This window comes from Pseudomonas sp. DVZ6, assembly GCF_024259445.1.
Taxonomy (GTDB): Bacteria; Pseudomonadota; Gammaproteobacteria; order Pseudomonadales; family Pseudomonadaceae; genus Aquipseudomonas; species Aquipseudomonas peradeniyensis.
On the sequence record NZ_JANCLM010000008.1, the window covers coordinates 1 to 22,578 of the forward strand.

22 protein-coding genes and 1 pseudogene are annotated in these 22,578 nt (G+C 66.2%); 6 read left to right on the forward strand and 17 right to left on the reverse strand.

Annotation, left to right across the window (positions count from 1 at the left end; all coding sequences use genetic code 11):
* Together NMG10_RS06390 and NMG10_RS06395 are read right to left on the reverse strand one after the other, a co-directional pair.
* Nucleotides 1–134: pseudogene (locus tag NMG10_RS06390) on the reverse strand (DUF3077 domain-containing protein); the annotation flags it as partial.
* 42 nt (nt 135–176) lie between these two features.
* On the reverse strand, nt 177–998 hold the full coding sequence (locus NMG10_RS06395; RefSeq protein ID WP_254464004.1) for a shikimate 5-dehydrogenase: 822 nt from the start codon (nt 996–998) through the stop codon (nt 177–179).
* Between the two features lie 164 nt (nt 999–1,162).
* Here NMG10_RS06395 and NMG10_RS06400 point away from each other — a divergent pair, with 164 nt between their 5' ends.
* Together NMG10_RS06400 and NMG10_RS06405 are read left to right on the forward strand one after the other, a co-directional pair.
* Complete coding sequence (locus tag NMG10_RS06400; RefSeq protein WP_186735574.1) at nt 1,163–1,507, forward strand: hypothetical protein; 345 nt, start codon at nt 1,163–1,165, stop codon at nt 1,505–1,507.
* A 102-nt stretch (nt 1,508–1,609) separates the two neighbouring features.
* Nucleotides 1,610–1,792 carry a hypothetical protein gene (locus NMG10_RS06405; RefSeq protein ID WP_203646739.1) on the forward strand — a complete coding sequence of 61 codons (183 nt, stop codon included), beginning with the start codon at nt 1,610–1,612 and terminating at the stop codon, nt 1,790–1,792.
* Nucleotides 1,793–1,860: 68 nt separating this feature from the next.
* Here NMG10_RS06405 and NMG10_RS06410 read toward each other — a convergent pair whose 3' ends face one another.
* The 11 genes from NMG10_RS06410 to NMG10_RS06460 all read right to left on the reverse strand — a co-directional run bounded on the left by NMG10_RS06410 (nt 1,861) and on the right by NMG10_RS06460 (nt 13,391).
* Nucleotides 1,861–2,919, reverse strand: coding sequence for a metal-dependent hydrolase (locus tag NMG10_RS06410; RefSeq protein WP_203646740.1), 1,059 nt, complete (start codon nt 2,917–2,919; stop codon nt 1,861–1,863).
* Between the two features lie 75 nt (nt 2,920–2,994).
* Nucleotides 2,995–4,245, reverse strand: a complete 1,251-nt coding sequence (locus NMG10_RS06415; RefSeq protein ID WP_254464005.1) for an OprD family porin — start codon at nt 4,243–4,245, stop codon at nt 2,995–2,997.
* Between the two features lie 191 nt (nt 4,246–4,436).
* Entirely contained in the window at nt 4,437–5,351 is a 915-nt protein-coding gene (gene catA / locus NMG10_RS06420; RefSeq protein ID WP_254464006.1) for a catechol 1,2-dioxygenase, read from the reverse strand.
* A 35-nt stretch (nt 5,352–5,386) separates the two neighbouring features.
* Nucleotides 5,387–5,677, reverse strand: coding sequence for a muconolactone Delta-isomerase (catC, locus tag NMG10_RS06425; RefSeq protein WP_203646744.1), 291 nt, complete (start codon nt 5,675–5,677; stop codon nt 5,387–5,389).
* Nucleotides 5,678–5,821: 144 nt separating this feature from the next.
* The gene (locus NMG10_RS06430; protein WP_254464007.1) at nt 5,822–6,943 is read right to left on the reverse strand and encodes a muconate cycloisomerase family protein; all 1,122 of its coding nucleotides are present in this window, start codon (nt 6,941–6,943) and stop codon (nt 5,822–5,824) included.
* A 29-nt stretch (nt 6,944–6,972) separates the two neighbouring features.
* On the reverse strand, nt 6,973–8,307 hold the full coding sequence (locus NMG10_RS06435) for an MFS transporter (protein ID WP_254464008.1): 1,335 nt from the start codon (nt 8,305–8,307) through the stop codon (nt 6,973–6,975).
* Between the two features lie 55 nt (nt 8,308–8,362).
* The gene (locus NMG10_RS06440) at nt 8,363–9,124 is read right to left on the reverse strand and encodes a 1,6-dihydroxycyclohexa-2,4-diene-1-carboxylate dehydrogenase (protein ID WP_254464009.1); all 762 of its coding nucleotides are present in this window, start codon (nt 9,122–9,124) and stop codon (nt 8,363–8,365) included.
* A gap of 202 nt (nt 9,125–9,326) precedes the next feature.
* The gene (gene benC / locus NMG10_RS06445) at nt 9,327–10,337 is read right to left on the reverse strand and encodes a benzoate 1,2-dioxygenase electron transfer component BenC (protein ID WP_254464010.1); all 1,011 of its coding nucleotides are present in this window, start codon (nt 10,335–10,337) and stop codon (nt 9,327–9,329) included.
* Between the two features lie 66 nt (nt 10,338–10,403).
* Nucleotides 10,404–10,889, reverse strand: coding sequence for a benzoate 1,2-dioxygenase small subunit (gene benB, locus NMG10_RS06450; protein ID WP_186714351.1), 486 nt, complete (start codon nt 10,887–10,889; stop codon nt 10,404–10,406).
* Complete coding sequence (gene benA, locus NMG10_RS06455) at nt 10,886–12,244, reverse strand: benzoate 1,2-dioxygenase large subunit (RefSeq protein ID WP_203646751.1); 1,359 nt, start codon at nt 12,242–12,244, stop codon at nt 10,886–10,888. Before benA ends, benB begins: the two co-directional genes overlap by 4 nt.
* A gap of 127 nt (nt 12,245–12,371) precedes the next feature.
* Entirely contained in the window at nt 12,372–13,391 is a 1,020-nt protein-coding gene (locus tag NMG10_RS06460; protein ID WP_203646752.1) for a LacI family DNA-binding transcriptional regulator, read from the reverse strand.
* 349 nt (nt 13,392–13,740) lie between these two features.
* Between NMG10_RS06460 and NMG10_RS06465 the strand changes: the two genes are divergently transcribed.
* The 3 genes from NMG10_RS06465 to NMG10_RS06475 all read left to right on the forward strand — a co-directional run bounded on the left by NMG10_RS06465 (nt 13,741) and on the right by NMG10_RS06475 (nt 16,152).
* Nucleotides 13,741–14,280 (forward strand): gluconokinase, encoded by a 540-nt coding sequence (locus NMG10_RS06465; RefSeq protein ID WP_232855150.1) that lies wholly within the window; start codon nt 13,741–13,743, stop codon nt 14,278–14,280.
* 114 nt (nt 14,281–14,394) lie between these two features.
* Nucleotides 14,395–15,747, forward strand: coding sequence for a GntP family permease (locus NMG10_RS06470; protein ID WP_203646753.1), 1,353 nt, complete (start codon nt 14,395–14,397; stop codon nt 15,745–15,747).
* A 105-nt stretch (nt 15,748–15,852) separates the two neighbouring features.
* A complete protein-coding gene (locus NMG10_RS06475; RefSeq protein ID WP_203646754.1) occupies nt 15,853–16,152 on the forward strand; it encodes a hypothetical protein in 300 nt (99 codons plus the stop codon).
* Between the two features lie 156 nt (nt 16,153–16,308).
* Here NMG10_RS06475 and NMG10_RS06480 read toward each other — a convergent pair whose 3' ends face one another.
* From NMG10_RS06480 to NMG10_RS06495, 4 genes are all read right to left on the reverse strand, one after another.
* The gene (locus NMG10_RS06480; RefSeq protein WP_254464011.1) at nt 16,309–17,736 is read right to left on the reverse strand and encodes a sigma-54 dependent transcriptional regulator; all 1,428 of its coding nucleotides are present in this window, start codon (nt 17,734–17,736) and stop codon (nt 16,309–16,311) included.
* The gene (locus NMG10_RS06485; RefSeq protein ID WP_203646756.1) at nt 17,705–19,198 is read right to left on the reverse strand and encodes a sensor histidine kinase; all 1,494 of its coding nucleotides are present in this window, start codon (nt 19,196–19,198) and stop codon (nt 17,705–17,707) included. Before NMG10_RS06485 ends, NMG10_RS06480 begins: the two co-directional genes overlap by 32 nt.
* 290 nt (nt 19,199–19,488) lie before the next feature.
* Nucleotides 19,489–20,934 carry an ATP-binding protein gene (locus tag NMG10_RS06490; protein WP_254464012.1) on the reverse strand — a complete coding sequence of 482 codons (1,446 nt, stop codon included), beginning with the start codon at nt 20,932–20,934 and terminating at the stop codon, nt 19,489–19,491.
* Between the two features lie 427 nt (nt 20,935–21,361).
* The gene (locus tag NMG10_RS06495; protein ID WP_203646759.1) at nt 21,362–21,961 is read right to left on the reverse strand and encodes a lytic transglycosylase domain-containing protein; all 600 of its coding nucleotides are present in this window, start codon (nt 21,959–21,961) and stop codon (nt 21,362–21,364) included.
* A 185-nt stretch (nt 21,962–22,146) separates the two neighbouring features.
* Here NMG10_RS06495 and gspG point away from each other — a divergent pair, with 185 nt between their 5' ends.
* A complete protein-coding gene (gspG, locus tag NMG10_RS06500; RefSeq protein ID WP_203646760.1) occupies nt 22,147–22,572 on the forward strand; it encodes a type II secretion system major pseudopilin GspG in 426 nt (141 codons plus the stop codon).
* Nucleotides 22,573–22,578: the final 6 nt, after the last annotated feature.

Genomic DNA, 22,578 nt, shown 5'->3' on the forward strand with positions numbered 1-22,578 from the left:
GCTGCAAGGCAGCCCCGGCGATTACAAGCCGGGCCCAGTTCGGCATCGTCCATCAACGCCTTGGCCAGGGCACTGAGATAGTGAGCGGCCCAGACCATGCGTGGGTCGCTCTCCACCACCCCGACCAGGGTCAGAAGAAAGCGATTAAGTCTGATGTTTCTGGGCAAGGTTTCAGGTCAGATCTCCCGGGCATGCGCCACTGCCGCCGCCACCTGCTCGGCCGTCGGCCGCACCCCGGTATACAGCACGAACTGCTCCAGCGCCTGCAACGCGATGACATCGAGCCCGGTGATCACCGGTTTGCCCAGCGCCTCGGCGGCGCGGATCAAGGGCGTGCGCACGGGCATGGCCACCACGTCGAATACCTGCTGCGCCACCGCGATGGCGGTTTCGCTGAACGCCAACTGCTCGGCTTCAGGCCCTCCTGCCATGCCGATCGGCGTGACATTGACCAGCATCGGCGGACACCGGTCGCCCAGGTCCGGCAACCAGCGGTACCCGCAGGTGTCCGCCAACTGCCGCCCGGCTTGCTCGTTGCGGGCGACGATGGTGCCCTCACGGAATCCTGCGTCCCGCAGCGCACTGGCCACCGCCTTGGCCATGCCGCCGCTGCCGCGCAGGGCGAACGCGGTGCTCGGATCGACCTCATGCCGGGTCAACAGTTGGCGCACCGCCAGGTAATCGGTGTTGTAGGCCTTGAGATGGCCATCGGTGTTGACCAGGGTGTTCACCGAGGCGATGGCCGCGGCGGACGGATCGAGCTCGTCCACCAGCGCCAGGCACGCCTCCTTGTACGGCATCGACACGCCGCAGCCACGGATGCCCAGGGCGCGGATGCCGGCCACGGCGGCGGGCAGGTCATGGGTGGTCATGGCCTTGTAGTAGTAATCCAGCCCGAGCTGGCGGTAGAGGTGGTTGTGAAAGCGCACGCCGAACGTCCCGGGGCGCCCTGCCAGGGAGATGCACAGCACCGTGTCCCGGCTCGGAGAATGGCTCATCGCGGTTCCTCTGTCATGTGGCTGAATCGATTTTTCCAGCGTACCAGACCCTGCCGCCGATCGCCCCTTACACAACCTTTACCCTTTGCCGGCACGCACTTTACCGTGGCTGCGGTCATAGTTATCAGGCCCCGTGCGTGGGGTTGTCTTGCGAGGTGTTCGCCATGAAGCGTTTCATCCCCGGAATCGCCCTGCTGGTCGGTGCGCTGGCCATCAGCGGGCAGGCATCGGCCCATGGTGGCGGCTGGTATGGCCCGGGGCCAGTGATCGGCGCGGCGGTAGTGGGCGCGGTGGTCGGGGCGGCGGTATCGGGCGGCCACGACCGTACCGTCTATGTCGAGCGCCAGCCGGCCTACTACCCGCCGCCACCGGTCTACGTGCAGGCGCCACCGCCGCCGGTCTACTACCAGCCCTACGTGGTCGAGCGCTATGTCCCCGCCCCGCCGCCACCGGTGTACCGTCGCTACTACGGCCCGCCACCGGTGTACTACGGTCCGCCACGCTGGTAAGGGGGCATAGTTGATAAAAGCAATGACCACTATCGAGGACATTGATTTCAAACCCTGAGGGCATCTGCGTAAGGTGGGGCCATGTTCGAGAGGAGATACACCATGGCCCCGATCCAGATCATGTCCGTTGTCGGCAGCGCGGTACCCAGCAGCCTGCGCCAACAAGGCCTGCTGGCCTGCTGGTACCTGTTGCGCAACGGTGAAACCATCAGCGGCCCATTGACCAGCCGCCGCTCGGCCGAGACCCTGGCCGACCGCCTGCTCGGCGAGACGTTCGCCGCCTGACCCCGAATTTGTTGTGCGTTGCTCCCTACGCCTCTTGTTGCCCGCCGTCATGGCGGGCTTTTTTTGCCTCACAAGTGCCCGGAGCCCGGCGTCGCCCATGCCGCCAAAGGCAGCGGCGGTTGCTGCTCGAGGATGCGACGCCAGATCAAGGCCAACCTGCCGCCATCGAACAGGGACGCGGCTCCGCCACCGATCCAGCCCCGGGGCTGGGAGACCGCCCATTGTCCGGCAGCGTCACGCCGGGCCATCTCGAAGCGGAAACTGTAGCTACCAGGCATGCCCATGCGCAGGTCGGTGACCACCAGCGAGTCGCCGATGATGTCGTAGCGCAACCAGTCATCGGTGAACCAGCGCAGCCGCTCGTGTAACGCGGCTCCCGCCAGTATCCCGGCCATCTCCAGGTTGCGCGACTGACGCAGCATCTCGGGCGGCTCGCGATCAAACCAGCTGCTCACGCCCTCGTAGTAGTCGCCCTCCGGGGTTTTCGCCAGCACTCGCCAGATCAGGCTGTTGAAGGCGATGGGCACCGCGCGGACCTCGCTGTTGCTGACGCCTTGCGCCTGCAGGGCCATGGCGAAACGTTGCTCGGCAGCCATCCGCCCAGCCAGGCCGAAGCCCAGGTATGCAGTGCTGAACGCCAGCGCCAGGGACAGCAACACGGTCGCCCTGCCCTTCAGGCCCTTGACCGCCGCATAGCCGACCGCCAGCAACAACGGCACGGTGTATACCGGGTCGATGATGAACACCGCGGCCCAGCTTTCCGGCGTCAGGTGCAAGGGCCAGAACAGCTGGGTACCGTAGACGGTGAACGCGTCGAGAATCGGGTGGGTGACCAGCGCCAGCCAGAAGGCCAGGAACAGCCGGGGCCGAGTGTAGCCCTTGTCCGGCCAGCGCCAGGCGACCAGCCAGGCCAGCAGCAAGGCCAGGCCGGTCAGGACGAAGATCGAATGGGAAAAGCCACGGTGGAAGGTCATCTGCGACACCGGATCGGCGTAGCGGATCACCACATCCAGATCGGGCACGGTGCCAAGGGCGGCGCCGTAGAGCAGCGCACGGCGCCCCTGGAGGCGGCCCAGCACGGTGCCCTGCAGGGCGGCGCCGAGTACGGCTTGGGTGAGTGAGTCCAAAGGGAACGGTTCCTGAGCGAGACCTGCGCAAGCTACCTGCTTCGCCAGTGAATATGCAAATAGCCATCGTGGCAGTCAGAACAGCTGCCAGGTGTACACCAGGATCAAGCGGTTCTCGTCGATGTCGCTGCGATAGTTCGAACGTGCCATGGCGTTGCGCACCCGGATCCCCAGCCCCTTAAACACCCCGCTCTGCACCGCGTAGCCCAGGTCGATGTCGCGCTCGCGATCCCGGCCTTCGAAGCCCTGCCCGGTGTCGACGTTGTCGCCAGTGATGTAGCGCACCGTCGCGGTCAACCCGGGGATGCCCAGGGCGGCGAAGTTGTAGTCGTAACGCAGCTGCCAGGAGCGCTCGTCGGTGTAGGCGAACTCGTAGGTCGGCACCTCGTTGCCCAGCGGCGAGATGTTGGCGAACACCCGGGGAAACGGGCTGTCGCCGTAGATGCCCTGGTAGCCGACATGAAAGCCGTGCCCGCCACGCCGGGCAGTCAGCAGCGAGAAGAACGCCTGGTTGTCGATCCGCCCCAGCCGCGCGTCGCCCGCCTCGCGGGCGCTGAAGTAGCCGAGGTTGGCGCTGAGCACCCAGTCGCCCACGGGCTTGCTGTGCTTGAGACCCACAAAGCCCTGCCGGTAGATGTCCTGCAGTTGCCCATACCACAGGCTGACACTGCTCTGCCCGGCATTGAACCCGTAGTCGCCGCCCGCATAGTCGAAGGCGTCGCTCTGTACCTGGCGCATGGGCACATGGCCGAGCATGGCGCTCATCCTGTCGTCGCCACCCTCGTTGCGCAGGTGCGTGCTGCCCAGGTGACCGGCCTGCACGGTCAGGCCCTCCAGTTCGGCGGAGCTGAGGCTGATGCCCTGGTAGGTCGGCGGCAGCAGGCGGATATCGCTGAAGGTGAGGACCGGCAGGTTGGGTTGCAGCTCGCCCAGGCGCAGTTCGCTCTTCGACCAGCGCGCCTTGAAGGTCGGCGCCAGGCGGCTGTACTCGGCCGCGGCGCGGCCATCGCCGTGCACCGGCAGCAGCCCGCTGTTGACCCGATCGGGGCTGCTGTCCAGGCGGATGCCCAACAGGCCCAGGGCGTCCACACCAAAACCGACGGTGCCGGGGGTATAGCCGGACTTGAAGTCGAGGATGAAGCCCTGGGCCCACTCCTCGGCCCGGGACTGCCGGTTTGCGCCGACGATGTCGCCGTAGTCGCGGCTGAAATAGTAGTTGCGCGCGCCGAGGCTGGCTTTGGCGTCTTCGAGGAAGCCGCCTTCGGCGGCCAGCAGGGTGGGGCTGAGCAGGGTCAGGCCCAGGACGACGCAAGGGGTGTGGTTCATTCCGAAGCTCTCTGATCTTGTTGTTATGTGATGAAGTGCTGGAACGGGGGTGAAACGCTGGTATGCCCTCCTCCTGGGCATGGCGAAGGCTGCGCCTTCGATCGCGGGGCAAGCCCGCTCCCACGCGGCCCTTGGCAAACCAAAGGCCACGGTTTGATCTGTGGGAGCGGGCTTGCCCCGCGATGAGGCCCTCAGTCCTGCTGCAAGGCCCGTGGTCTTGCGCTGCGTTGCTCGGCCTCGCTGTCCTGCGCCTGCTGCAGCTGGAAGTCGAAGGTCAGTTCGGCAACCCGCCCCTGCCCGTCGTCGCGCAACACCACCTCGCCCACCAGCCCTTCACGGGTGGCATAGGCGAAGTCGTCCCACAGGTAGCGGTCGCCGGCGAGGTTGATCTGGGTGGTCAGGTGGCGGTAGCCCGGTGCCGAGATGAAGAAGTGAATGTGCGCCGGGCGCTGGCCGTGGCGGCCGAGCAGGTCCAGGCACTCCTGGGTCGGCCCCTGCGGGTCGCAACCGTAGCCCGACGGCACGATCGAACGGGCGCGGTAGCGGCCCTGGGCGTCGGTAACGATGCGTCGACGCAGGTTGTAGGCGGACTGGCTCTGGTCGAAGAACGAGTAGGTGCCCCGGGTGTTGGCGTGCCACAGATCGACCGTGGCGCCGGCCAGTGGCTGGCCCTGCGGGCCGAACACCTGCCCCTCGAGGAACATCACCGTGGCCACGCCCTCCTCGCTGCCATCGTCCATGCGCGCCTCGCCCTCGGTGATCGGCGCGCCCGCCACATACAGCGGGCCTTCGATGGTGCGTGGGGTGCCGCCACCCAGGCCGACCTGGGCATCCTTGGCGTCCTGCAGCAGGTCGAGGAAGTGCTCCAGGCCCAACCCGGCCACCAGCAAACCGGCCTCGCCGCGTCCGCCGAGGCGGTTGAGGTAATCGACGGCGTGCCAGAACTCGTCCTCGCTGATCTCCAGGTCTTCGATCAGGCGCGCGGCGTCCTGCAGCACCCGCTGGACGATACGCTTGAGGCGCGGACTGCCGTTGTCAGTGTGCAGGCCCGCGGCCTCTTCGAAGAACTGCTGCACCTCAGGGGTATGGGAAATCTTCACGGTCATGATCAGGTACCTCGTGTTGTTCTTGTCGTGTGGGGTCAGCGGTCGTCGGCATGGATCGACGAGGGGTGGCGGCACAGGCCGGCGACCTCGATGTCCATGTAGGGGAACAGCGGCAGTTGCAGCAGGGTGTCGTGCAGCGCCTCGACGCTGGGCACGTCGAACACGCTGTAGTTGGCGTAGTGGCCGGCGATGCGCCACAGGTGGCGCCAGGTGCCCTCGCGCTGCAGGCGCTGGGCCAGTTCCTTTTCATCGGCCTTCAGTTGCGCGGCCTTGGCCGGGTCCATGTCGACCGGCAGTTTCACGGTCATCTTCACGTGGAACAGCATGGCGTCTCTCCTTACGTATGACGGAATCATTCAGGCAGGGACCCTGTGGGAGCGGCTTCAGCCGCGAACACCGGCGCAGCCGGTGCCATCCACCGTGTCGCCTGCTTCGCGGCTGAAGCCGCTCCTACAGGACTGGATGTTTCTTCAGCGGCGGACGAAGCGCGACAACCGCGCCTCGTCCAGGGTCAGGCCCAGGCCGGGGGTGGCCGGAACGTGCAGGTGGAAATCGCGGTAGACCGGCCCCTCGCAGACGACGTCCTCGGTCAGCAGCAACGGGCCGAACAGCTCGGTGCCCCAGGTCAGCTGGCGCAGGGTGAGGAAGGCATGGGCCGAGGCCAGGGTGCCCACCGCCCCTTCGAGCATGGTCCCGCCATACAGCGCGATGCCGGCGGCCTCGGCGATCTGCGCGGTGCGCAGCACGGCGCGGGGGCCGCCGTTCTTGGCGATCTTCAGGGCGAAGACGCTTGCCGCGCCCTCGGCGGCCAGGCTGAAGGCGTCCTCCACGCTTTCGATGGACTCGTCGGCCATGATCGGTGCCGGGCTGCGCTGGTTGAGGCGGACCTGGCCGCCACGGTTGATGCGCGAGATCGGCTGCTCGACCAGGTCGACGCCGTTGTCGCCCAGCACCTGGCAGGCGCGGATGGCCTGGGACTCATCCCAGTACTGGTTGACGTCGACCCGCACACTGGCGCGCTCACCCAGTTCGCGCTTGATCGCCAGCACGTGCCTGAGGTCCTGCTCCAGCGGGTTGGCGCCGATCTTCAGCTTGAACAGCCGGTGACGGCGGATCTCCAGCAGGTGCTCGGCCTCGGCGATATCCCGGGCGGTGTCACCGCTGGCCAGGGTCCAGGCCACCTCCAGGCTGTCGCGTACCCGCCCGCCGAGCAGCTCGCTGACCGGCAGCCCCAGGCGCTTGCCCTGGGCGTCGAGCAAGGCCGTCTCGATCGCCGACTTGGCGAAGGTGTTGCCCTTGGCCTGCGTGTCCAGCCTGAGCATGGCGGCGTTGATGTTGCCTGCGGGCAGGCCGATCAGTGCCGGCGCCAGGTGCGCGTCGATATTGGCCTTGATGCCCTCGGGGCTTTCGTAGCCATAGGCCAGGCCGCCGATGGTGGTGGCCTCGCCGATGCCCTCGACGCCGTCGCTGCAACGCAGGCGCAGGATCACCAGGGTCTGGCGCTGCATCGTGTGCATGGCCAGCTTGTGCGGGCGGATGGTCGGCAGGTCGACGATGAGCGTCTCCAGCCGGTCGATGGTCGGGCGTGTCATGCAGGCTCCAGTTCAGTCAGGGTGGGGGTTCAGGCCGCCGCGGCCAGGGCGTGCCGCCGGCCGCTGGCCAGGTGCACGGCCATGGCCAGCGCGGCGACGGCGCCGGGGATGGCGAAGGCGATGAAGTTCAGTTGCAGCGGCAGGTTGATGCCCATCAGCGCGCCGCCCAGCAACGGCCCGACGATGGCGCCGTTGCGGCCGATACCAGAGGCCCAGCCCAGGCCCGTGGAGCGCACCGCCAGGCCATACAGCTGGGCGGCACCGGCATACAGCAGGATCTGCGTGCCGATGGTGGTGGCGCCGGCGATGAAGATCAGCAGGTACAGCACCGGCATCGGGCTGTTCACCCCCAGCAGGCTGATCGACAGCGCGGCGGCGAGGAAGAACGCCACCTTGACCTTGACCAGGTTGTAGCGGTCGCCCAGCCAGCCGCCGAGAATCGCCCCGGCCATGCCGCCGAAGTTCAGCACCAGCAGGAACGACAAGCTCGAGCCGAGGCTGTAGCCGGCGCTGGCCATCAGCTTGGGCAGCCAGGAGCTGAGGGCGTAGACCATCAGCAGGCAGCAGAAGAACGCCAGCCACAGGGCCAGGGTGCGGATCGCCAGGCCGTTGCGGAACAGTTCGAGCACTGATGAGGCTTTACCGGCATCGCGGGGCAAGCCCGCCCCCACGACCAGGTCATCGTGCTCGGTGACACCGCAATCGGGGTCGAGGCGCTTGAGCAACTGGCGCGCTTCATCGACGCGGCCCTGGCGCACCAGGAAGCCGATGGACTCCGGCAGGTAGAACAGGATCACCGGCAGGAACAGCAGCGGTACGGCGGCAGCGAAGAACATCGACTCCCAACCGAAGCGCGGCAGCAGGAGGATGCCGATGCCCGCCGAGAGCATGCCGCCCAGCGAGTAGCCGCTGAACATGATCGCCACCAGGGTGCTGCGCAGGCGCTTGGGCGCGTACTCGTTCATCAGCGCCACGGCGTTGGGCATCAGCCCGCCACAGCCGAGGCCGGCAAAGAAACGATAGAGGCCGAACTCGCTGGGGCTGCTGGCGAAGCCGTTGAGGATGGTCGCCCCCGAGAACAGCGCGAAGCACAGGGCGATGCCCTTCTTGCGCCCGATGCGGTCGGCCAGGCTGCCGAACGCCAGGGCGCCGAACATCATGCCGAACAGCGCGTAGCTGCCCAGGGCGCCGGCCTGCAGCGGGGTCAGCGCCCACTCCTGCATGATCACCGGCAGCACCACGCCGTAGATGAACAGGTCGTAGCCGTCGAAGATCAGCAGCAGGCCGCACCAGGCCATGACCATCCAGTGGAAGGGGGTGAAGCGGGCATTGTCGATGATCGCGTGGATGTCGAGTGTTCGCATGGCATCTGTCTCCGTTGTTCTTGTTGTGTGCAGAGAAACCTTGCCGGGGCGGCCTTCAGCCGAGGTCGCCACCGCCCACCGGCAGGGTCACTCCGGTGATGTACGAGGCCTCGTCAGAAGCCAGAAAGAGGATCGCGCCGACCTGCTCGTCGAGGCTGCCGTAGCGCTTCATCAGGCTGCTGGACAGGGTCTGGTCGACGATCTGCTGGTACCAGGCCCGCTCCTGGGCGCTCTGCTCGGCCTCATTGCGGGGGATGCGTCGCGGTGGCGCCTCGGTGCCGCCGGGAGCAGTGGCGTTGACCCGGATGCCGCGCCCGGCGGTCTCGAAGGCCAGGCACGCGGTGAGCGCGTTGACGCCGCCCTTGGCCGCGCCGTAGGGCACGCGGTTGACGCCGCGGGTGGCGATGGACGAGACGTTGACGATGGCGCCGCTGCCGCGTTCGAGCATGAACGGCAGCGCGGCGTGGCAGCACCACAGGGTGGGGAACAGCGAGCGGCGTACCTCGGCCTCGATCTGCTCGACCTGGTAGTGCTCGAAGGGCTTGGCCCAGATCGTGCCGCCGACGTTGTTGACCAGGATGTCGAGGCGGCCGAAGGTCTCGACGGCGCGGGCCATGACCTGGGCGCAGTCGGCATGCCGTTCGAGGTCGGCGGTGAGGGTCAGCACGCCCTCGCCCGCCAGTTCGTGGACCAGTTCGGAGCGGTCCACCGCCACCACCTGCGCGCCCTCGGCCTTGAGCCGCCAGCACACGGCGCGGCCGATGCCCTGGGCAGCGCCGGTGACCAGGGCGACTTTGCCTTGGAATCGGTTGTTCATGTAGATCTCCTGCTTGATCCGGAAATGCCGGGAGGGCTCCGCCCTCCATCGCGGCACAAGGCCGCTCCTACAGAAAAGCGCGATCCCTTGTAGGAGCGGCCTTGTGCCGCGAAAGGGCCGCAACGCGGCCCCGGCGCTCTCGAAATTCATGGATAAAAAGAGGCCACCTCACCCGCACGATGCGGGCAGCCCCATAAAAGCTTCAGGCCGCCGCAGCGAACTTCTCGTAGTAGAAATTGGCCGGGGTGATGCCCTGCTCGCGGATGTACTGGCTGACCGCCTCGACCATCGGCGGCGGGCCGCACAGGTACACATCGACATCGCCGTCATTGAGGTGGCGTGGCTCGATGTGCTGGGTGACGTAGCCCTTTTGCGGATACTGGCTGTCGGGGTTGGCCACACAGGCGCTGAAGGTGAAGTTGGGAATGCGCGCGGCCAGGGCTTGCAGGCGATCCAGTTCGACCAGGTCGAAGTCGTTGGTCACCCCGTAGACAAGGTGCAGCGGATGCCCACTACCCTGCTCGGCGATCTTCTCCAGCATTGCGGTGAATGGCGCGAGGCCCGTGCCGCCGGCCAGCAGCAGCAAGGGGCGCTGGATCGGCCGTAGGTAGAAGCTGCCCAGCGGCCCGGCCAGGCTGAGGCTGTCGCCGGCCTTGGCCAGCTGGGTGAGAAAGCTGCTCATCAGCCCGCCCGGCACATTGCGAATCAGGAAGCTGACTTCGCCGTCCTTGGGCAGCGAACTGAACGAATAGGCGCGGCTCTGCTCGCTGCCCGGCACCTTGAGATTGACGTACTGCCCCGGCAGGAATGCCAGGCGACTGAGCGCCTCGCCCTTGATCGAAAGGGCGATGGTGCTGGCCGACAGCTGGCGCACGTCGCTGATGGCCGCTTCAAAGCTGGCCTGCTCGGTCTTGCACAGTTGCGACGAAGCCGGGATGCGCACCACGCAATCGCTGGCGGCGCGCATCTGGCAGGTCAGCACGTAGCCCTGGGCGATTTCCTCCTCGCTCAGGGCGTCCTCGATGAAGTTGTCGCCCAACTCGTATTGCCCGGACTCGGCCTTGCACTTGCAGGTGCCGCAGGCGCCGTCGCGGCAGTCCAGCGGGATGTTGATGCCCTGGCGGTAGGCGGCGTCGGCCACGGTCTCGTGGCCTGCGGCCTCGATGAAACGGGTGACCCCGTCCTCGAAATTCAGTGCGATCTGGTAGCTCATGGTGCACCTCGCAGGCGAGCCTGGGCGCGGCGCGCCATCAGGCACACCGACAGGCTCGGCGGTGAATCAGATGTGGTAGATGTCGATGACCTGACGCACGTAGTCGTTCTTCAAGACCACCTTCTTGGCCTTGATCAGCGGCTGTTCGCCGCGCAGGTCGAGGGTGTAGAAGCTGGTGCCGAAGTAACTGTCGGTGGTCTTGTAGCGAAAGCTCAGGGTGTGCCAGTTGAAACGCACCTGGCAGCTGCCCTCGTCCGCCGCGACGATCTCGATGTTGCTGAGATTGTGCGAGGTGCGGGTATCCGGGACCGTGGCGCTGGAGCGCTCGGTCTTGATGCGGAACACCCGGTCCTCGAGGCCGCCACGGTTGCCGTACCAGATCAGCGAGATCTCGCTTTGCGGGTCCTCGGTCAGGGTGTCGTCGTCATCCCAGGAGGGCATCCAGAAGGTCGCGTCGCAGGCGTACAGCTCCAGCCATTGGTCCCACTGGGCGTCGTCCAGGTAGCGCGCCTCGCGGTAGAGGAAATCGCGCACGGTGTCATGCAGGCTCATTGCACGGCCTCCACAGGGATCAGCTGTTGTTCGTCCTTCAGGGCCTGGACCATGGTGTCCTGCCAGTACTTGTGCTGCAGCACGAACAGGCCTTCGTCTTCGGTGCGCACGCCCGACAGCAACGGCTTGAGCGCGATCTCGCTGGCCGCCGCGTCGGCGCCTTCGATCCAGTGCCTTGCGCCCCGGGACATGTCGTTCCAGCCGGCACCTGCGCCGTAGCCGGTCTGGCAGGAGCGGAACTCTTCCAGATCGTCCGGGGTGGCCATGCCGCTGACGTTGAAGAAGTCCTCGTATTGGCGGATGCGCCGGGCGCGGGCCTCGGCGCTTTCACCCTTAGGCGCGATGCAGTAGATGGTGATCTCGGTCTTGTTCACCGAGATCGGCCGGGCCACGCGGATCTGCGAGCTGAACTGGTCCATCAGATAGACGTTCGGGTACAGGCACAGGTTGCGCGAGTTCTCGATCATCCAGTCGGCGCGGGCCTGGCCGAAGTCGGCGGCCAGTTGCTCGCGGCGCTCGTAGGCCGGGCGATCCTCGGGGTTGGCCCAGCGGGTCCAGAGCAGCAGGTGGCCGTGCTCGAAGGAGTAGAAGCCACCGCCCTGCTTGGCCCAGGCGCCGGCGCTCATGGTCTTGATCTCGTCGCCCGCCTCGCGCTGCTTGCGCTGGTTCTGGGTGGCGGCGTAGTTCCAGTGCACGGAGCTGACGTGGTAGCCGTCGGCGCCGTTCTCGGCGGTGAGCTTCCAGTTGCCTTCATAGATGTAGGAGCTTGCGCCGCGCAGCACTTCCAGACCCTCGGGCGACTGGTCGACGATCATGTCGATGATCTTCGCCGACTCGCCCAGGTGTTCGACCAGCGGCTTGACCTCGGCATTCAGGCTGCCGAACAGGAAGCCCCGGTACGACTCGAAACGGGCGACCTTGGTCAGGTCGTGGGAGCCGTCGCAGTTGAAGCTGTCGGGATAGCCGGCGTTGCCCGGGTCCTTGACCTTGAGCAGCTTGCCGCTGTTGTTGAAGGTCCAGCCGTGGAACGGGCAGGTGTAGCTGGAGCGGTTGCCGCGCTTGTGCCGGCAGAGCATGGCGCCGCGGTGGCTGCAGGCGTTGAGGAAGGCATTGAGTTCGCCGTCCTTGTTGCGCGCGATGAAGATCGGCTGGCGCCCCATGGTCAGGGTGAGGAAGTCGTTGTTGGCGGGAATCTGGCTTTCATGGGCCAGGTAGATCCAGTTGCCCTCGAAGATGTGCTTCATCTCCAGGTCGAACAGGCGCGGGTCGGTGAACATCTCCCGCTTGCAGCGATAGACGCCCTTCTCCCGGTCATCCTCGAGCAAGGCATTGAGATAGTCGAATCCCAGGGACATGGCCAGGGCCTCCGTTGTTATTGTTCAGGCCGGGTCAGGTTAGGTCCCTGGGTGGGACGGGGATATCCGGATTGTGCAGAGTGCTATCCGTTTTGTGCAGGCAGAATCATGCAGTGCCTGTAGCGGCTCAGGAGCTCTCCCGCACCATCAGCTCGAACCCCAGGTCCTGCTGCCCGGTGGCCACCCGCTTGCCGTCGAGCAGCGCCAGCAGCGCCTGGGCCGCGCCGCGGCCGACCGCCGCGCGCGGGGTGCGGATCGAGGTCAGGCGCGGGACCATGTGCGCCGAGGCCGGCAGGTCGTTGAAGCCGACCATCGCCACCCGCTGAGGCACCTCGACGTCCTCGCGCAGCGCCTGCAGCACCGCGCCCTGGGCCAGGTCGTCGTTGCAGAAGAAGATCCCGTCTACGTCCGGCGCCTTGGCCAGCAGGCGGCTGAACAGCGTGCCGCCCAGGCCGATGGACGACGGCTGCGGATCGAGCATTTCCAGCTCGGGCGCCTGCAGTCCGGCCTCGGCCAGGGCCTGGCGGAAGCCCTCGGCGCGCTGCATCACCCGCGGGTCGAGCTGCGCGGCGATGAAGCCCAGGCGCCGCCGGCCCCGCTCGATCAGGTGACGCGCCGCGGCGCGCCCGGCCTCGTGCTGGGAGAAGCCCACCGACAGGGCATCGGCCTCACCACCCAGCTCCATCATATGCACGCACGGCACCCGGCTGGCGGCGAGCATCTGCCGCGAGGCGTCGCTGCGTTCGAAGCCGGTGAGCAGCATGCCGCACGGCTGGTAGGCCAGGTAGTTGCGGATCAGGTTCTCTTCCTCGGCGATATCGTAGTGATAGTTGCCGATCAGCACCTCCAGGCCACGGGGGCGCATCACCTCGTGGATGGCCTCGAGGGTATCGATGAACAGCTGGTTGGACAGCGACGGGATCAACACCACCACCGACTGGCTGCGCGCCGAGGCCAGGGCACGCGCCGCCGGGTTGGCGACGTAGCCCAGGCTGGCCGCCGCGGCCATGACCTTCTGCGCCAGTTCCGGCGCGACCGTGCTGACGCCGCGCAGGGCGCGGGAGGCGGTGATGGGGGAAACCCCGGAAAGCCTGGCGACTTCCGCCAGGGTGGGACGACCGGTAGTGCGCGAGCCAGTGCGGGACATGAGTATTGTAATTTTACCGCTTGCAGGAATGGGGAACGGTCACTAAGGTAGCGCTGTCTCTGAATGCAGGCAATGCAATCTTGGTAGGGTCTGTACGAAATGTGTCTGCGCGAAGGCCAGACAAGGCGAAACGGGGGGAGCAAGCGCAGTGTACTGGAGTACATGAGCATTCCGAGCCCCGTTTCAACGCAGTATGGGCGAGTGCAGAGACATTTCGGACAGAGCCTGGCAGGCATGCGTTCAGCGTCCATACTGCCAAAGACAAGATCAATAACACCCGGGAGGGTGGCGCATGACCTTCGGCTCGTCCCGGCCAAGACAGCGCTATCTCACCCAGCAGGAGGTACAGATGAACCCTACCCTGTCCGCGATCGTGGTCATGGGCGTAGCCGGCTGTGGTAAAAGCAGCGTCGGCGCCGCCATCGCCACCCGCAGCGGCGGCCGCCTGATCGAAGGCGATGCCTTCCACCCCGCCGCGAACATCGCCAAGATGAGTGCCGGTATTCCCCTGGACGACGACGACCGCGCCGGCTGGCTGGTGCGTCTGGGCCAGGAGCTGCAAGACACCCTGGCCGCCGGCGAACGCCCAATCCTGACCTGCTCGGCCCTCAAGCGCCGCTACCGCGACACCCTGCGCCAGGCCGTGCCCGAACTGTGCTTCGTGTTCCTCGAACTGACCCCGCAGGAAGCGGAAAAGCGCGTGCTGGCCCGCCCCGGCCACTTCATGCCGGCCAGCCTGATCGACAGCCAGTTCGCCGCGCTGGAACCGCCGCACGCCGAGCCCCTGACCCTGGCCCTGGATGCCACCCGCCCGCTGATTACCCTGGCCGAGGACGTGCACCAATGGCTAAAGCCTTGCGGTGAGCAGGCGCTGGCGCGGACTGCCTGATCCGGCGGTTTTTCCGGCTCACCAAAGACAGCGCTGTCTCCATGCTTCTCAAGACGCAATGACGCAAGACACGCGACACCAAAACAACAACGAAAAGACCGAGGTTCACGAACCATGTTCGGACTGGCTACCGATACCTTCCTGTTGCTCGACGCACTGGTCACCATCGTCGGGCTCATCCTGCTGATCACCCATTTCAAAGTCCATCCCTTCGTCGCCCTCACCCTGGCCGCGGGCTTTCTCGGCCTGACCTCCGGCATGCCGGTGGCCAAGGTGATGAAGTCGTTCCAGGACGGCTTCGGCGGGGTGCTCGGCTTCGTCGGCATCGTCCTGGCGCTGGGCACCATGCTCGGCAAGCTGATGGCCGACTCCGGCGGCGCCGACCAGATCGCCCAGACCCTGATCCGCGCCTTCGGCAAGCAGAAGGTGCACTGGGCGATGATGTTCGCCGCCTTCCTGGTGGGCATCCCGCTGTTCTTCGAGATCGGCTTCGTGCTGCTGATCCCGCTGGTGTTCATCGTCGCCCGCCGCTCCGGCGTGTCGCTGGTGAAGATCGGCATCCCGCTGCTGGCGGGCCTTTCGGTGGTGCACGGCCTGGTGCCGCCGCACCCGGGGCCGCTGCTGGCGATCGGCATCTTCCACGCCGACATCGGCAAGACCATCTTCTACGGCCTGCTGGTGGCCCTGCCGACCGCAGTGATCGCCGGCCCGCTGTTCGGCAACTTCATCTCGCGCTACATCCCGGGCAACCCGTCCCAGGAACTGATGGACCAGATCGCCCGCGAGTCGAACCAGCAGAACCTGCCGAGCTTCAGCGTGACCCTGATCACCGTGCTGCTGCCGGTGGTGCTGATGCTGCTGAAAACCTTCGCCGACGTGGTACTGCCGGCCGAGCACATCGTGCGCCAGTGGATGGACCTGATCGGCCATCCGATCACCGCCCTGCTCGCCGCCCTGCTGCTGGCCTTCTACACCTTCGGCTCGGCCCGCGGCTTCAACCGCCAGCAGATCATGAAGATGCTCGACCAGAGCCTGGCGCCCACCGCCGCCATCGTGCTGATCGTCGGCGCCGGCGGCGGCTTCAAGCAGATGCTGGTGGACACCGGCGTCGGCAACGTGATCGGGCAGATGGCGGTACAGGCCGAGATCTCGCCGATCCTGCTGGCCTGGCTGGTGGCGGCGGTGATCCGCATCGCCACCGGCTCCGCCACCGTGGCCACCATCACCGGCGCCGGCATCGTCGCCCCGGTGATCGACCTGGTGCCGGGGGTCAACCGGGAGTTGCTGGTGCTGGCCACTGGCGCCGGTTCGTTGATCCTGTCCCACGTCAACGACGCCGGGTTCTGGCTGGTCAAGCAGTACTTCAACATGACCGTGGCCGAGACCTTCAAGACCTGGAGCATGATGGAGACCATCCTCTCGGTGGTCGGCATCATCTTCATCATGCTGCTGTCGCTGGTGGTGTGACCGTTGGTCGCCGTCATGGCACCTTGCTGACGGGCCACAGGCCCAAGTGAGACAGAGGTCCTGCGCTGGCAGGGCCGCTTTCTCCGTCGCAAAGGAGCCTGCCCCATGAAACACGCCTTCCTCCTGGCCGCCCTGCTCGCCTCGCCCCTGGCCTTCGCCGCCGGTACCGGCGCCACCTACCCAGACGACCCGCACAATCCGGCGCCACAGCCGGGGGTCGACAGCACCCTCAACCCGATCGAGAAGCCCATGCCACGGGATACCGATCCGCGGATCAAGGGCAATGACCCGGAAAGTCCGCCGGCCGAGCAGAACGATGATCGTGATCTGCCGGGGATGGGAGGTAGTGGATCGGAGGGGATGGGGCGTGACGGTGGTGGGTCAGGGACTGGCGGGAAACCTTGAGCTCACAACGCTACTCGGTCCCTGTAGGAGCGGCCTTGTGCCGCGAAAGGGCTGCAAGGCAGCCCCGGCGATATCGGCTTGATGCACGAATCCGGGGGGCGCTTCGCACCCCTTTCGCGGCACAAGGCCGCTCCTACAGGGATTGCGCTGGGCTGGTCACCACTGGCGCTTGTCTGGACGGGTCAGGCCGAGTTTTTCGATCTTGTAGCGCAGCATGTCCCGCGACAGCCCCAGCAGCCGTGCCGACTTGGTGACGTTCCAGTCGGTGCGATCAAGCGTGCGGCAGACCATGTCGCGCTCCATGTCCGGCAGGCTTGCGGTGCCCTGTGGTTCGTGGCGCGGTGCTTCGAACGCTAGCACCTGCGCGGGTTGCGCCGGCGGCTCGTCGACCAGGGTCAGGCACAGGTTCAGCTGATGGGCGCCAATCACCTCGCTGGGGGCCAGCAGCACCGTCTGCTCGAGCATGTTGCGCAGTTCGCGTACATTGCCCGGCCAACCGTAGCCCAGCATCAGCGCCTCGGCCTCGGCCGAGAAACGCAGGTTGGGCTTGCCGTAGCGCCGCCCGTGATGAGCCAGGAAATGCCGGGCCAGGCGCAGGATATCCTGCCCGCGCGCGTACAGGCGCGGTACCTTGAGCGCGATGATGCGCAGGCGGAAGAACAGGTCGCGGCGGAACTTGCCCTGCTGGACCATCTGCTCGAGGTTGCAGTTGGTGGCGCTGATTACCCGCAGGTCGACCTTGCGCTCCTTGACCGCGCCGATGCGGCGGATGGTGCGGTCCTCCAGCAGCTTGAGCAGCTTGGCCTGCAGCACCAGGTCCATCTCGCCAATCTCGTCGAGGAACAAAGTGCCGCCATCGGCCGCCTCGACCAGGCCCACGCGACGTTCCTTGGCATCGGTGAAGGCGCCCTTTTCATGGCCGAACAGCTCGGCCTCCAGCAGGTTGGCGGGAATCGAGGCGCAGTTGAACTCGATGAACGGACCCTTGGCCCGGCTGCCGTCGAAATGCAGGGCGCGGGCCACCAGCTCCTTGCCAGTGCCGGTCTCACCCTCCACCAGTACTGGCGGCAGGTCGCCGCTGGCCATGCGCTGCTCGGCGTCGAGCAGCTGGCGCAGGGTGTGCTTGAGCTCGAGCATGGCCGGCGACTCGCCGATCAGCGCCTGCAACCCGGACTTCTGCGCCTCGCGCTCCTGGTAGAACGACAGCGTGCGCTCCATGCGTTCGGCGGCCAGGGCCTTGTCCAGCATCAGCTTGAGCTCGGCCAGCACCACCGGCTTGGTCAGGTAGTGGAACGCCCCCTCCTTCATCGCCAGCACGGCGTCCTCGACGTTGCCGTAGCCGGTCATCATGATCACCTTGAGCTCCGGCGCCTGTGCCACCAGCGTGCGCAGCAGGTCGTGGCCGCTCATGCCGGGCAGCGAGTTGTCGGTCAGCACGGCGTCCGGCTGGGCGCGCTTGATCTGCTCCAGCGCCAGTTCCGCACTGTGGCACACCGTGACCTCGAAGCCTTTCAGGCCCAGGTAGGTGCGAATGTTATCTGCAAGGATTTCATCATCCTCTACCACCAGGATGCTGTGCTCCATGGTCCCCTCCCGCTGCAATGTTGAAAGTCAGGCTGACGCGGGTTCCTTCCTCTTCGCGGCTGGTCAGTTCGACCGCGCCGCCAAAGCGTTCCATGATCCGTTTGACCAGGGCCAGGCCGACACCCAGCCCGCCCTGCTTGGTGGTGAAGAACGGCTTGAACACCATGCGCCGCTGCTGCTCGCTCATGCCCTTGCCGGTGTCGCTGAGCTGCAGCTGGGCCTGCTGGCCCTCCAGCTGGCGCACCTCGGCGCGCAGCTCGCCACCCTGGGGCATGGCCTCCAGGGCGTTGGCGAACAGGCTGTTGAGGATCTGCGTCAGTTGCAGCGGCTGGCTGGCCACCCATTGCGCCGGCGGCCCGTCGAAGGCGAAACGTACGCCGTTGCGCTCGATCTGCGGGGCGAAGGCCTGGCGCGCATCCTCGATGGCCGCCACCAGGTCCACCGACTCGGCTTCGTCGCTGGTCGGGCGCAGCGACACCAGCAGGTCGCGGACCCAGCGCGACATACGGTCGACCTGGGTGATGATGTCGCCAATGTTCTTCTGCGCCGCCGGACTGGCGATGTCCTGCGCAAGTTCGGCGCTGGAGCGGATGTTGGCCAACGGGTTGCGCAGGCTGTGGGCCACCGCCGAGGACATCTCGCCCAGGGCCACGTAGGTCTCGCTGGCCACCAGGCGGTCCTGCTGGTGGTGCAGCAGGCTGGCGGCGCGGCGCACGATCCAGAACAGGCCGAAGTAGATCAGCGCCCCGCCGACCAGGGTCGAGGCCCAGATCAGCACATAGCCGCGCTGGATACGTCGCACCAGGTCCTGGGGTTCCTTGTAGATCTCGACCATGGCCAGCACCTGTTCACCCTGGCTGTCGAACAGCGGGATGTAGTTCTCGATGAACAGGTGCCGGGGCTCGCGCTGGAACTTCTGTTCCTCGCGGTCCTCGTCGGCCTTGTGGTAGCTGGCCGATACCGCCTTGCGCGAGTGGAAGGCATGCTCCAGGTCGTCGTCCTCGTCGATGCGCTTGCCGATCAGGTTGGGGTTGGTCGACCAGACCACCAGGCGGTCGCGGGCGTAGACATTGGCCAGCAGGGTGTCGGGCAGGTGTTCGACGTGGTCGAGAAACTCGACCCGGGTCGACTCCGCCAACTGCGGGGTGAACTGCAGGTGTTGCTGGTCCAGGCGCGGGTCAAGCAACTCGCCCATGGTGATGCCCGGCGGCAGTTGCGAGTGACGCACCTCGGCCTGGGCCATGGCCTGGATGAACTGGGCGGTGAGCATGGCGTCGCGCTCGACGCTGTCGCGTACCACGAAACGCGTCGAGACGTACCCCAGCCCGCCGGCGACCGAGGCGATGATCAGCAGGCTGACCAGCGAGAACCAGCGCAGCAGGTTGAACTCGCGCAGCGGCGCGGCCAACCCGCTGGCAGAGGCGCCGGGCTTGTCTGGGGCTTCGTTTTCGAGCGTCTGCATCGCGTCGCTCCCGCCTGGGGCCGATGAGGGCTATCGGCATGCCCTTGCTACCGGTGGTAGCAAAGTGACTCCATTGAGCCCGGACAGACGATGCCGCCTCAGGCCTGTATCAGGTCTAGCAAAAACTCAGCCAGTACATTCAATATTCTATTTTTTATTATAAATCATAGGCTTAAATAAATTTGTTAATGCTAAATGTTGAAAAAACCCCCACCTTTGGGGAATTGCTACCCACATCCAATAAATTCCTTATAAAACAATCCATTAAGAGACATTTCTACCGTTACACATCACACTGCTGCGACGCGAAAATTCAACAGCACCCGTGTCCCCATCCCCTCGCGACTGCTCAACCGCACCGAACCACCAAAGCACTCCATGATCCGCTTGACCAGCATCAGCCCTACCCCCACGCCACCCTGCTTGGTGGTGAAGAATGGCCGGAAGGCCATGCGCTGCTGCTGCTCGCTCATGCCCTTGCCGGTATCCGATAGACGCAGGCTGAGGGTGCGTCGGTCGTGGCGCACCACCTCCACGCGCAACTCTCCGCCCGCCTCCATCGATTCCAGGGCGTTGGCGATCAGGCTGTTGAAGATCTGCCCGAGCAAGGCCGGCTGGCCCAGCACCCGGACCGTCGGCAGGTCGGCCAGGACCAACCGTACACCACCCTGTTGCAGCGCCTGGCCATGGGCCTGGAGGCTGTCGCGCAGGGCCTGGGCCACATCCACCGGCACAGCCTCGTCGCCGAGCGGGCGCAGCGACTGCAGCAGCTCGCGCACCCACTGCGACATGCGATCGACCTGGTTGATGATGTCGCTGATGTTCTTCTGCGCCGGGCCTTCGTCGAACGCCTGGGCCAGTTCGGCGCTGGAGCGGATGCTCGCCAGCGGGTTGCGCAGGCTGTGCGCCACAGCCGACGACACTTCGCCCAGGGCGACGAAGGTTTCGTTGCCGATCAGCCGCTTCTGCTGCACCGCCATCAACCGGGCGGCGCGGCGCATGATGCCGTACAGGCCGACATAGACGAGGCCGACGCCCACGGCAATGGCCAGCCAGATCAGCAGCAGGCCGTGCTCGATGCGCACGATCAGGTCGTGGGGCTCCTTGTAGATCTCGACCATGGCCGTGACATGTTCGCCGTCGGCATCGAACAGGGGGATGTAGTTCTCGATGAACAGCTGCTCGGGCGGGGTGACGAACTTCTGCTCGCTGCGCGCCTGCTCGAAGTCGTGGTAGCTGGCCGACACCCGCATCTTGTACTCGAACGCCTGGTCGAGGTCGTCGTCCGACTCGATCAGCTTGCCGATCAGCGCCGGGTTGCTCGACCAGATCACCGTGCGGTCGGGGGCGTAGATGTTGGCCAGGAGCATGTCCGGCAGGTGGGCGATATGGTCGAGGAACTCGCCCCGGGCCCGGCGCCGGGCCTCGGGATCGACGTCCGAAAGGGCGTGGTCGGTGCGCGGATCGAGTAGCTCGCCCATGGTCCGCACGTTGGGGATCGACACATGGCGCACTTCGGCATCGGCGATGGAGGTGATGAACTGCGCGGTGAGCAAGGCGTCGCGCTCGACGCTCTCGTCGATGATGAAGCGGCTGGAGATCAGGCCCAGGCCGACACCCACCGAGAGGATGATGGCCAGGCTCACCCAGGCGTACCAGCGCAACATGTTGAACGGTTTGCGCGCCGGGCCGGTGTCGGCGGGCGGCAACGTGTCGGGACGTGGGGCGAGGTCCATGGCGGGCTCCGCGGCTGGGCACCTCTAGAGGTTATAGCCCAGAGTTGGGGGAAGCATGGGTGTCGGTGGGACTATTGATCGTGTGGGGGCTGCCAGGTGTCCGCCGAATGCCTTGCAGCGCCTATGAGATCGAGCGCCGCCCGCGCGGCGCATCGCGACGCAAGGCCGCTCCTACATTTGTTGCAACGTGCCGAACCTGTCAGGTCATGGTTGCCCGCCTTGGCGCATGTCTTGAAACAGGTGGCGCGGCAGTGATGCCCACGCTGAAACCGCGTCGTACCAACAAGGCGGATCAGGTAATGGCACAGGATTGACTGGCCCGAAACAGATGTAGGAGCGGCCTTGTGTCGCGATGCGCCGCGCGGGCGGCGCTCGATCTTGTAGGCGCTGCAAAACTTTCGGCGAACACCTAGAAACCCCACCCCGATCAAAGCGGCGCATCCTCAGCCAACCCCCGCAACAACCGATACTCACGCAACACCGCCGGCACATACCGCCGCGTCTCGGCAAACGGCGGCACCACCCGCCCCCGGCTGAGCACGGCATCGGGCCCGGCATTGTAGGCCGCCACCGCCAACGTGATGTCGTTGTCGAACAGCTTGAGCATGCGTTTGAGATAGCGCGCCCCACCCTGCACGTTGGAAGCCGGGTCCAGCACATCCGCCACGCCCATCTCCTTCGCCGTGTCCGGCATCAGCTGCATCAGCCCCGCCGCGCCCTTGGCCGAGCGGGCCTTGGGGTTGTAGCCGGACTCGGCCTTGATCAGCGCATGCAGCAGCGCCGGTGACACACCGTTGGCCAGGGCCGCGGCCGCCACCAGGTCGGCATAGGGCCTCCCGGTGACCAGCTGGGCGTTGACCGGCCCGCCAGCCACCCCGTTCTCCTGGATCACCCGCTCATAGTGCCGTCCTGGCCGATGCACGTTGGACAGCACGAAGCCGCCTTTGCCATCGCTGGAGATGTAGATGTCGGCCTGGGCGCCAAACGCCATCAGCCCCACCGCCAGTCCCAGGATCAGTCCACGCATGTCGGTCGCCTCCCGTCGCACAAGATCAAGAGTGGCCCCCGATGTGGGGGATATGCCCCGTCGATCCGGGCTTTTCAGCTATGACGCAAGCGCCGTGCCGCCCGCCATCACGCACGGCGCAAGGGCCCGACGCAGACGTGCACGGCTGTTGCATGGCAGGGGCAAACGCACTGGAGGGTTTCACCATGCAGCGCAACATCCATAACCAACGCGGCTTCACCCTGCTCGAACTGTTGGTGGTGCTGGTGGTGCTGGGCCTGCTGGCCGGCATCGTCGCGCCCAAGTATTTCAGCCAGCTGGGCCGCTCCGAGGCCAAGGTGGCGCGAGCGCAGATCGAAGGCCTGGGCAAGGCCCTGGACCTCTATCGCCTGGAAGTCGGCCACTACCCCAGCAGCGAACAGGGCCTGCAGGCCCTGGTGGTCGCACCCGGCGGCGAGGCGCGCTGGTCGGGGCCGTACCTGCAGAAAGCCGTTCCCCAGGACCCCTGGGGACGCCCCTACATCTACAAGCAGCCCGGCGAGAACGGCGGCGAGTATGACCTGCTGTCGATGGGCAAGGACGGCCAGCCCGGCGGTGACGGGGAAAACGCCGAGATCACCAGTTGGCAGTGAGGAGCC

Excerpts from the sequence above, each read along its gene's own strand:
- benA (WP_203646751.1), bottom strand. The coding sequence starts at position 12,244 with ATGTCCCTGGGATTCGACTATCTCAATGCCTTGCTCGAGGATGACCGG.
- NMG10_RS06475 (WP_203646754.1), top strand. The coding sequence starts at position 15,853 with ATGAAACACGCCTTCCTCCTGGCCGCCCTGCTCGCCTCGCCCCTGGCC.
- NMG10_RS06460 (WP_203646752.1), bottom strand. The coding sequence starts at position 13,391 with ATGTCCCGCACTGGCTCGCGCACTACCGGTCGTCCCACCCTGGCGGAA.
- NMG10_RS06485 (WP_203646756.1), bottom strand. The coding sequence starts at position 19,198 with ATGCAGACGCTCGAAAACGAAGCCCCAGACAAGCCCGGCGCCTCTGCC.
- NMG10_RS06465 (WP_232855150.1), top strand. The coding sequence starts at position 13,741 with ATGAACCCTACCCTGTCCGCGATCGTGGTCATGGGCGTAGCCGGCTGT.
- NMG10_RS06435 (WP_254464008.1), bottom strand. The coding sequence starts at position 8,307 with ATGCGAACACTCGACATCCACGCGATCATCGACAATGCCCGCTTCACC.
- gspG (WP_203646760.1), top strand. The coding sequence starts at position 22,147 with ATGCAGCGCAACATCCATAACCAACGCGGCTTCACCCTGCTCGAACTG.
- NMG10_RS06470 (WP_203646753.1), top strand. The coding sequence starts at position 14,395 with ATGTTCGGACTGGCTACCGATACCTTCCTGTTGCTCGACGCACTGGTC.
- NMG10_RS06405 (WP_203646739.1), top strand. The coding sequence starts at position 1,610 with ATGGCCCCGATCCAGATCATGTCCGTTGTCGGCAGCGCGGTACCCAGC.
- NMG10_RS06395 (WP_254464004.1), bottom strand. The coding sequence starts at position 998 with ATGAGCCATTCTCCGAGCCGGGACACGGTGCTGTGCATCTCCCTGGCA.
- NMG10_RS06495 (WP_203646759.1), bottom strand. The coding sequence starts at position 21,961 with ATGCGTGGACTGATCCTGGGACTGGCGGTGGGGCTGATGGCGTTTGGC.
- NMG10_RS06415 (WP_254464005.1), bottom strand. The coding sequence starts at position 4,245 with ATGAACCACACCCCTTGCGTCGTCCTGGGCCTGACCCTGCTCAGCCCC.
- NMG10_RS06400 (WP_186735574.1), top strand. The coding sequence starts at position 1,163 with ATGAAGCGTTTCATCCCCGGAATCGCCCTGCTGGTCGGTGCGCTGGCC.
- catC (WP_203646744.1), bottom strand. The coding sequence starts at position 5,677 with ATGCTGTTCCACGTGAAGATGACCGTGAAACTGCCGGTCGACATGGAC.
- NMG10_RS06480 (WP_254464011.1), bottom strand. The coding sequence starts at position 17,736 with ATGGAGCACAGCATCCTGGTGGTAGAGGATGATGAAATCCTTGCAGAT.
- NMG10_RS06430 (WP_254464007.1), bottom strand. The coding sequence starts at position 6,943 with ATGACACGCCCGACCATCGACCGGCTGGAGACGCTCATCGTCGACCTG.
- catA (WP_254464006.1), bottom strand. The coding sequence starts at position 5,351 with ATGACCGTGAAGATTTCCCATACCCCTGAGGTGCAGCAGTTCTTCGAA.
- benC (WP_254464010.1), bottom strand. The coding sequence starts at position 10,337 with ATGAGCTACCAGATCGCACTGAATTTCGAGGACGGGGTCACCCGTTTC.
- NMG10_RS06440 (WP_254464009.1), bottom strand. The coding sequence starts at position 9,124 with ATGAACAACCGATTCCAAGGCAAAGTCGCCCTGGTCACCGGCGCTGCC.
- benB (WP_186714351.1), bottom strand. The coding sequence starts at position 10,889 with ATGAGCCTGCATGACACCGTGCGCGATTTCCTCTACCGCGAGGCGCGC.
- NMG10_RS06490 (WP_254464012.1), bottom strand. The coding sequence starts at position 20,934 with ATGGACCTCGCCCCACGTCCCGACACGTTGCCGCCCGCCGACACCGGC.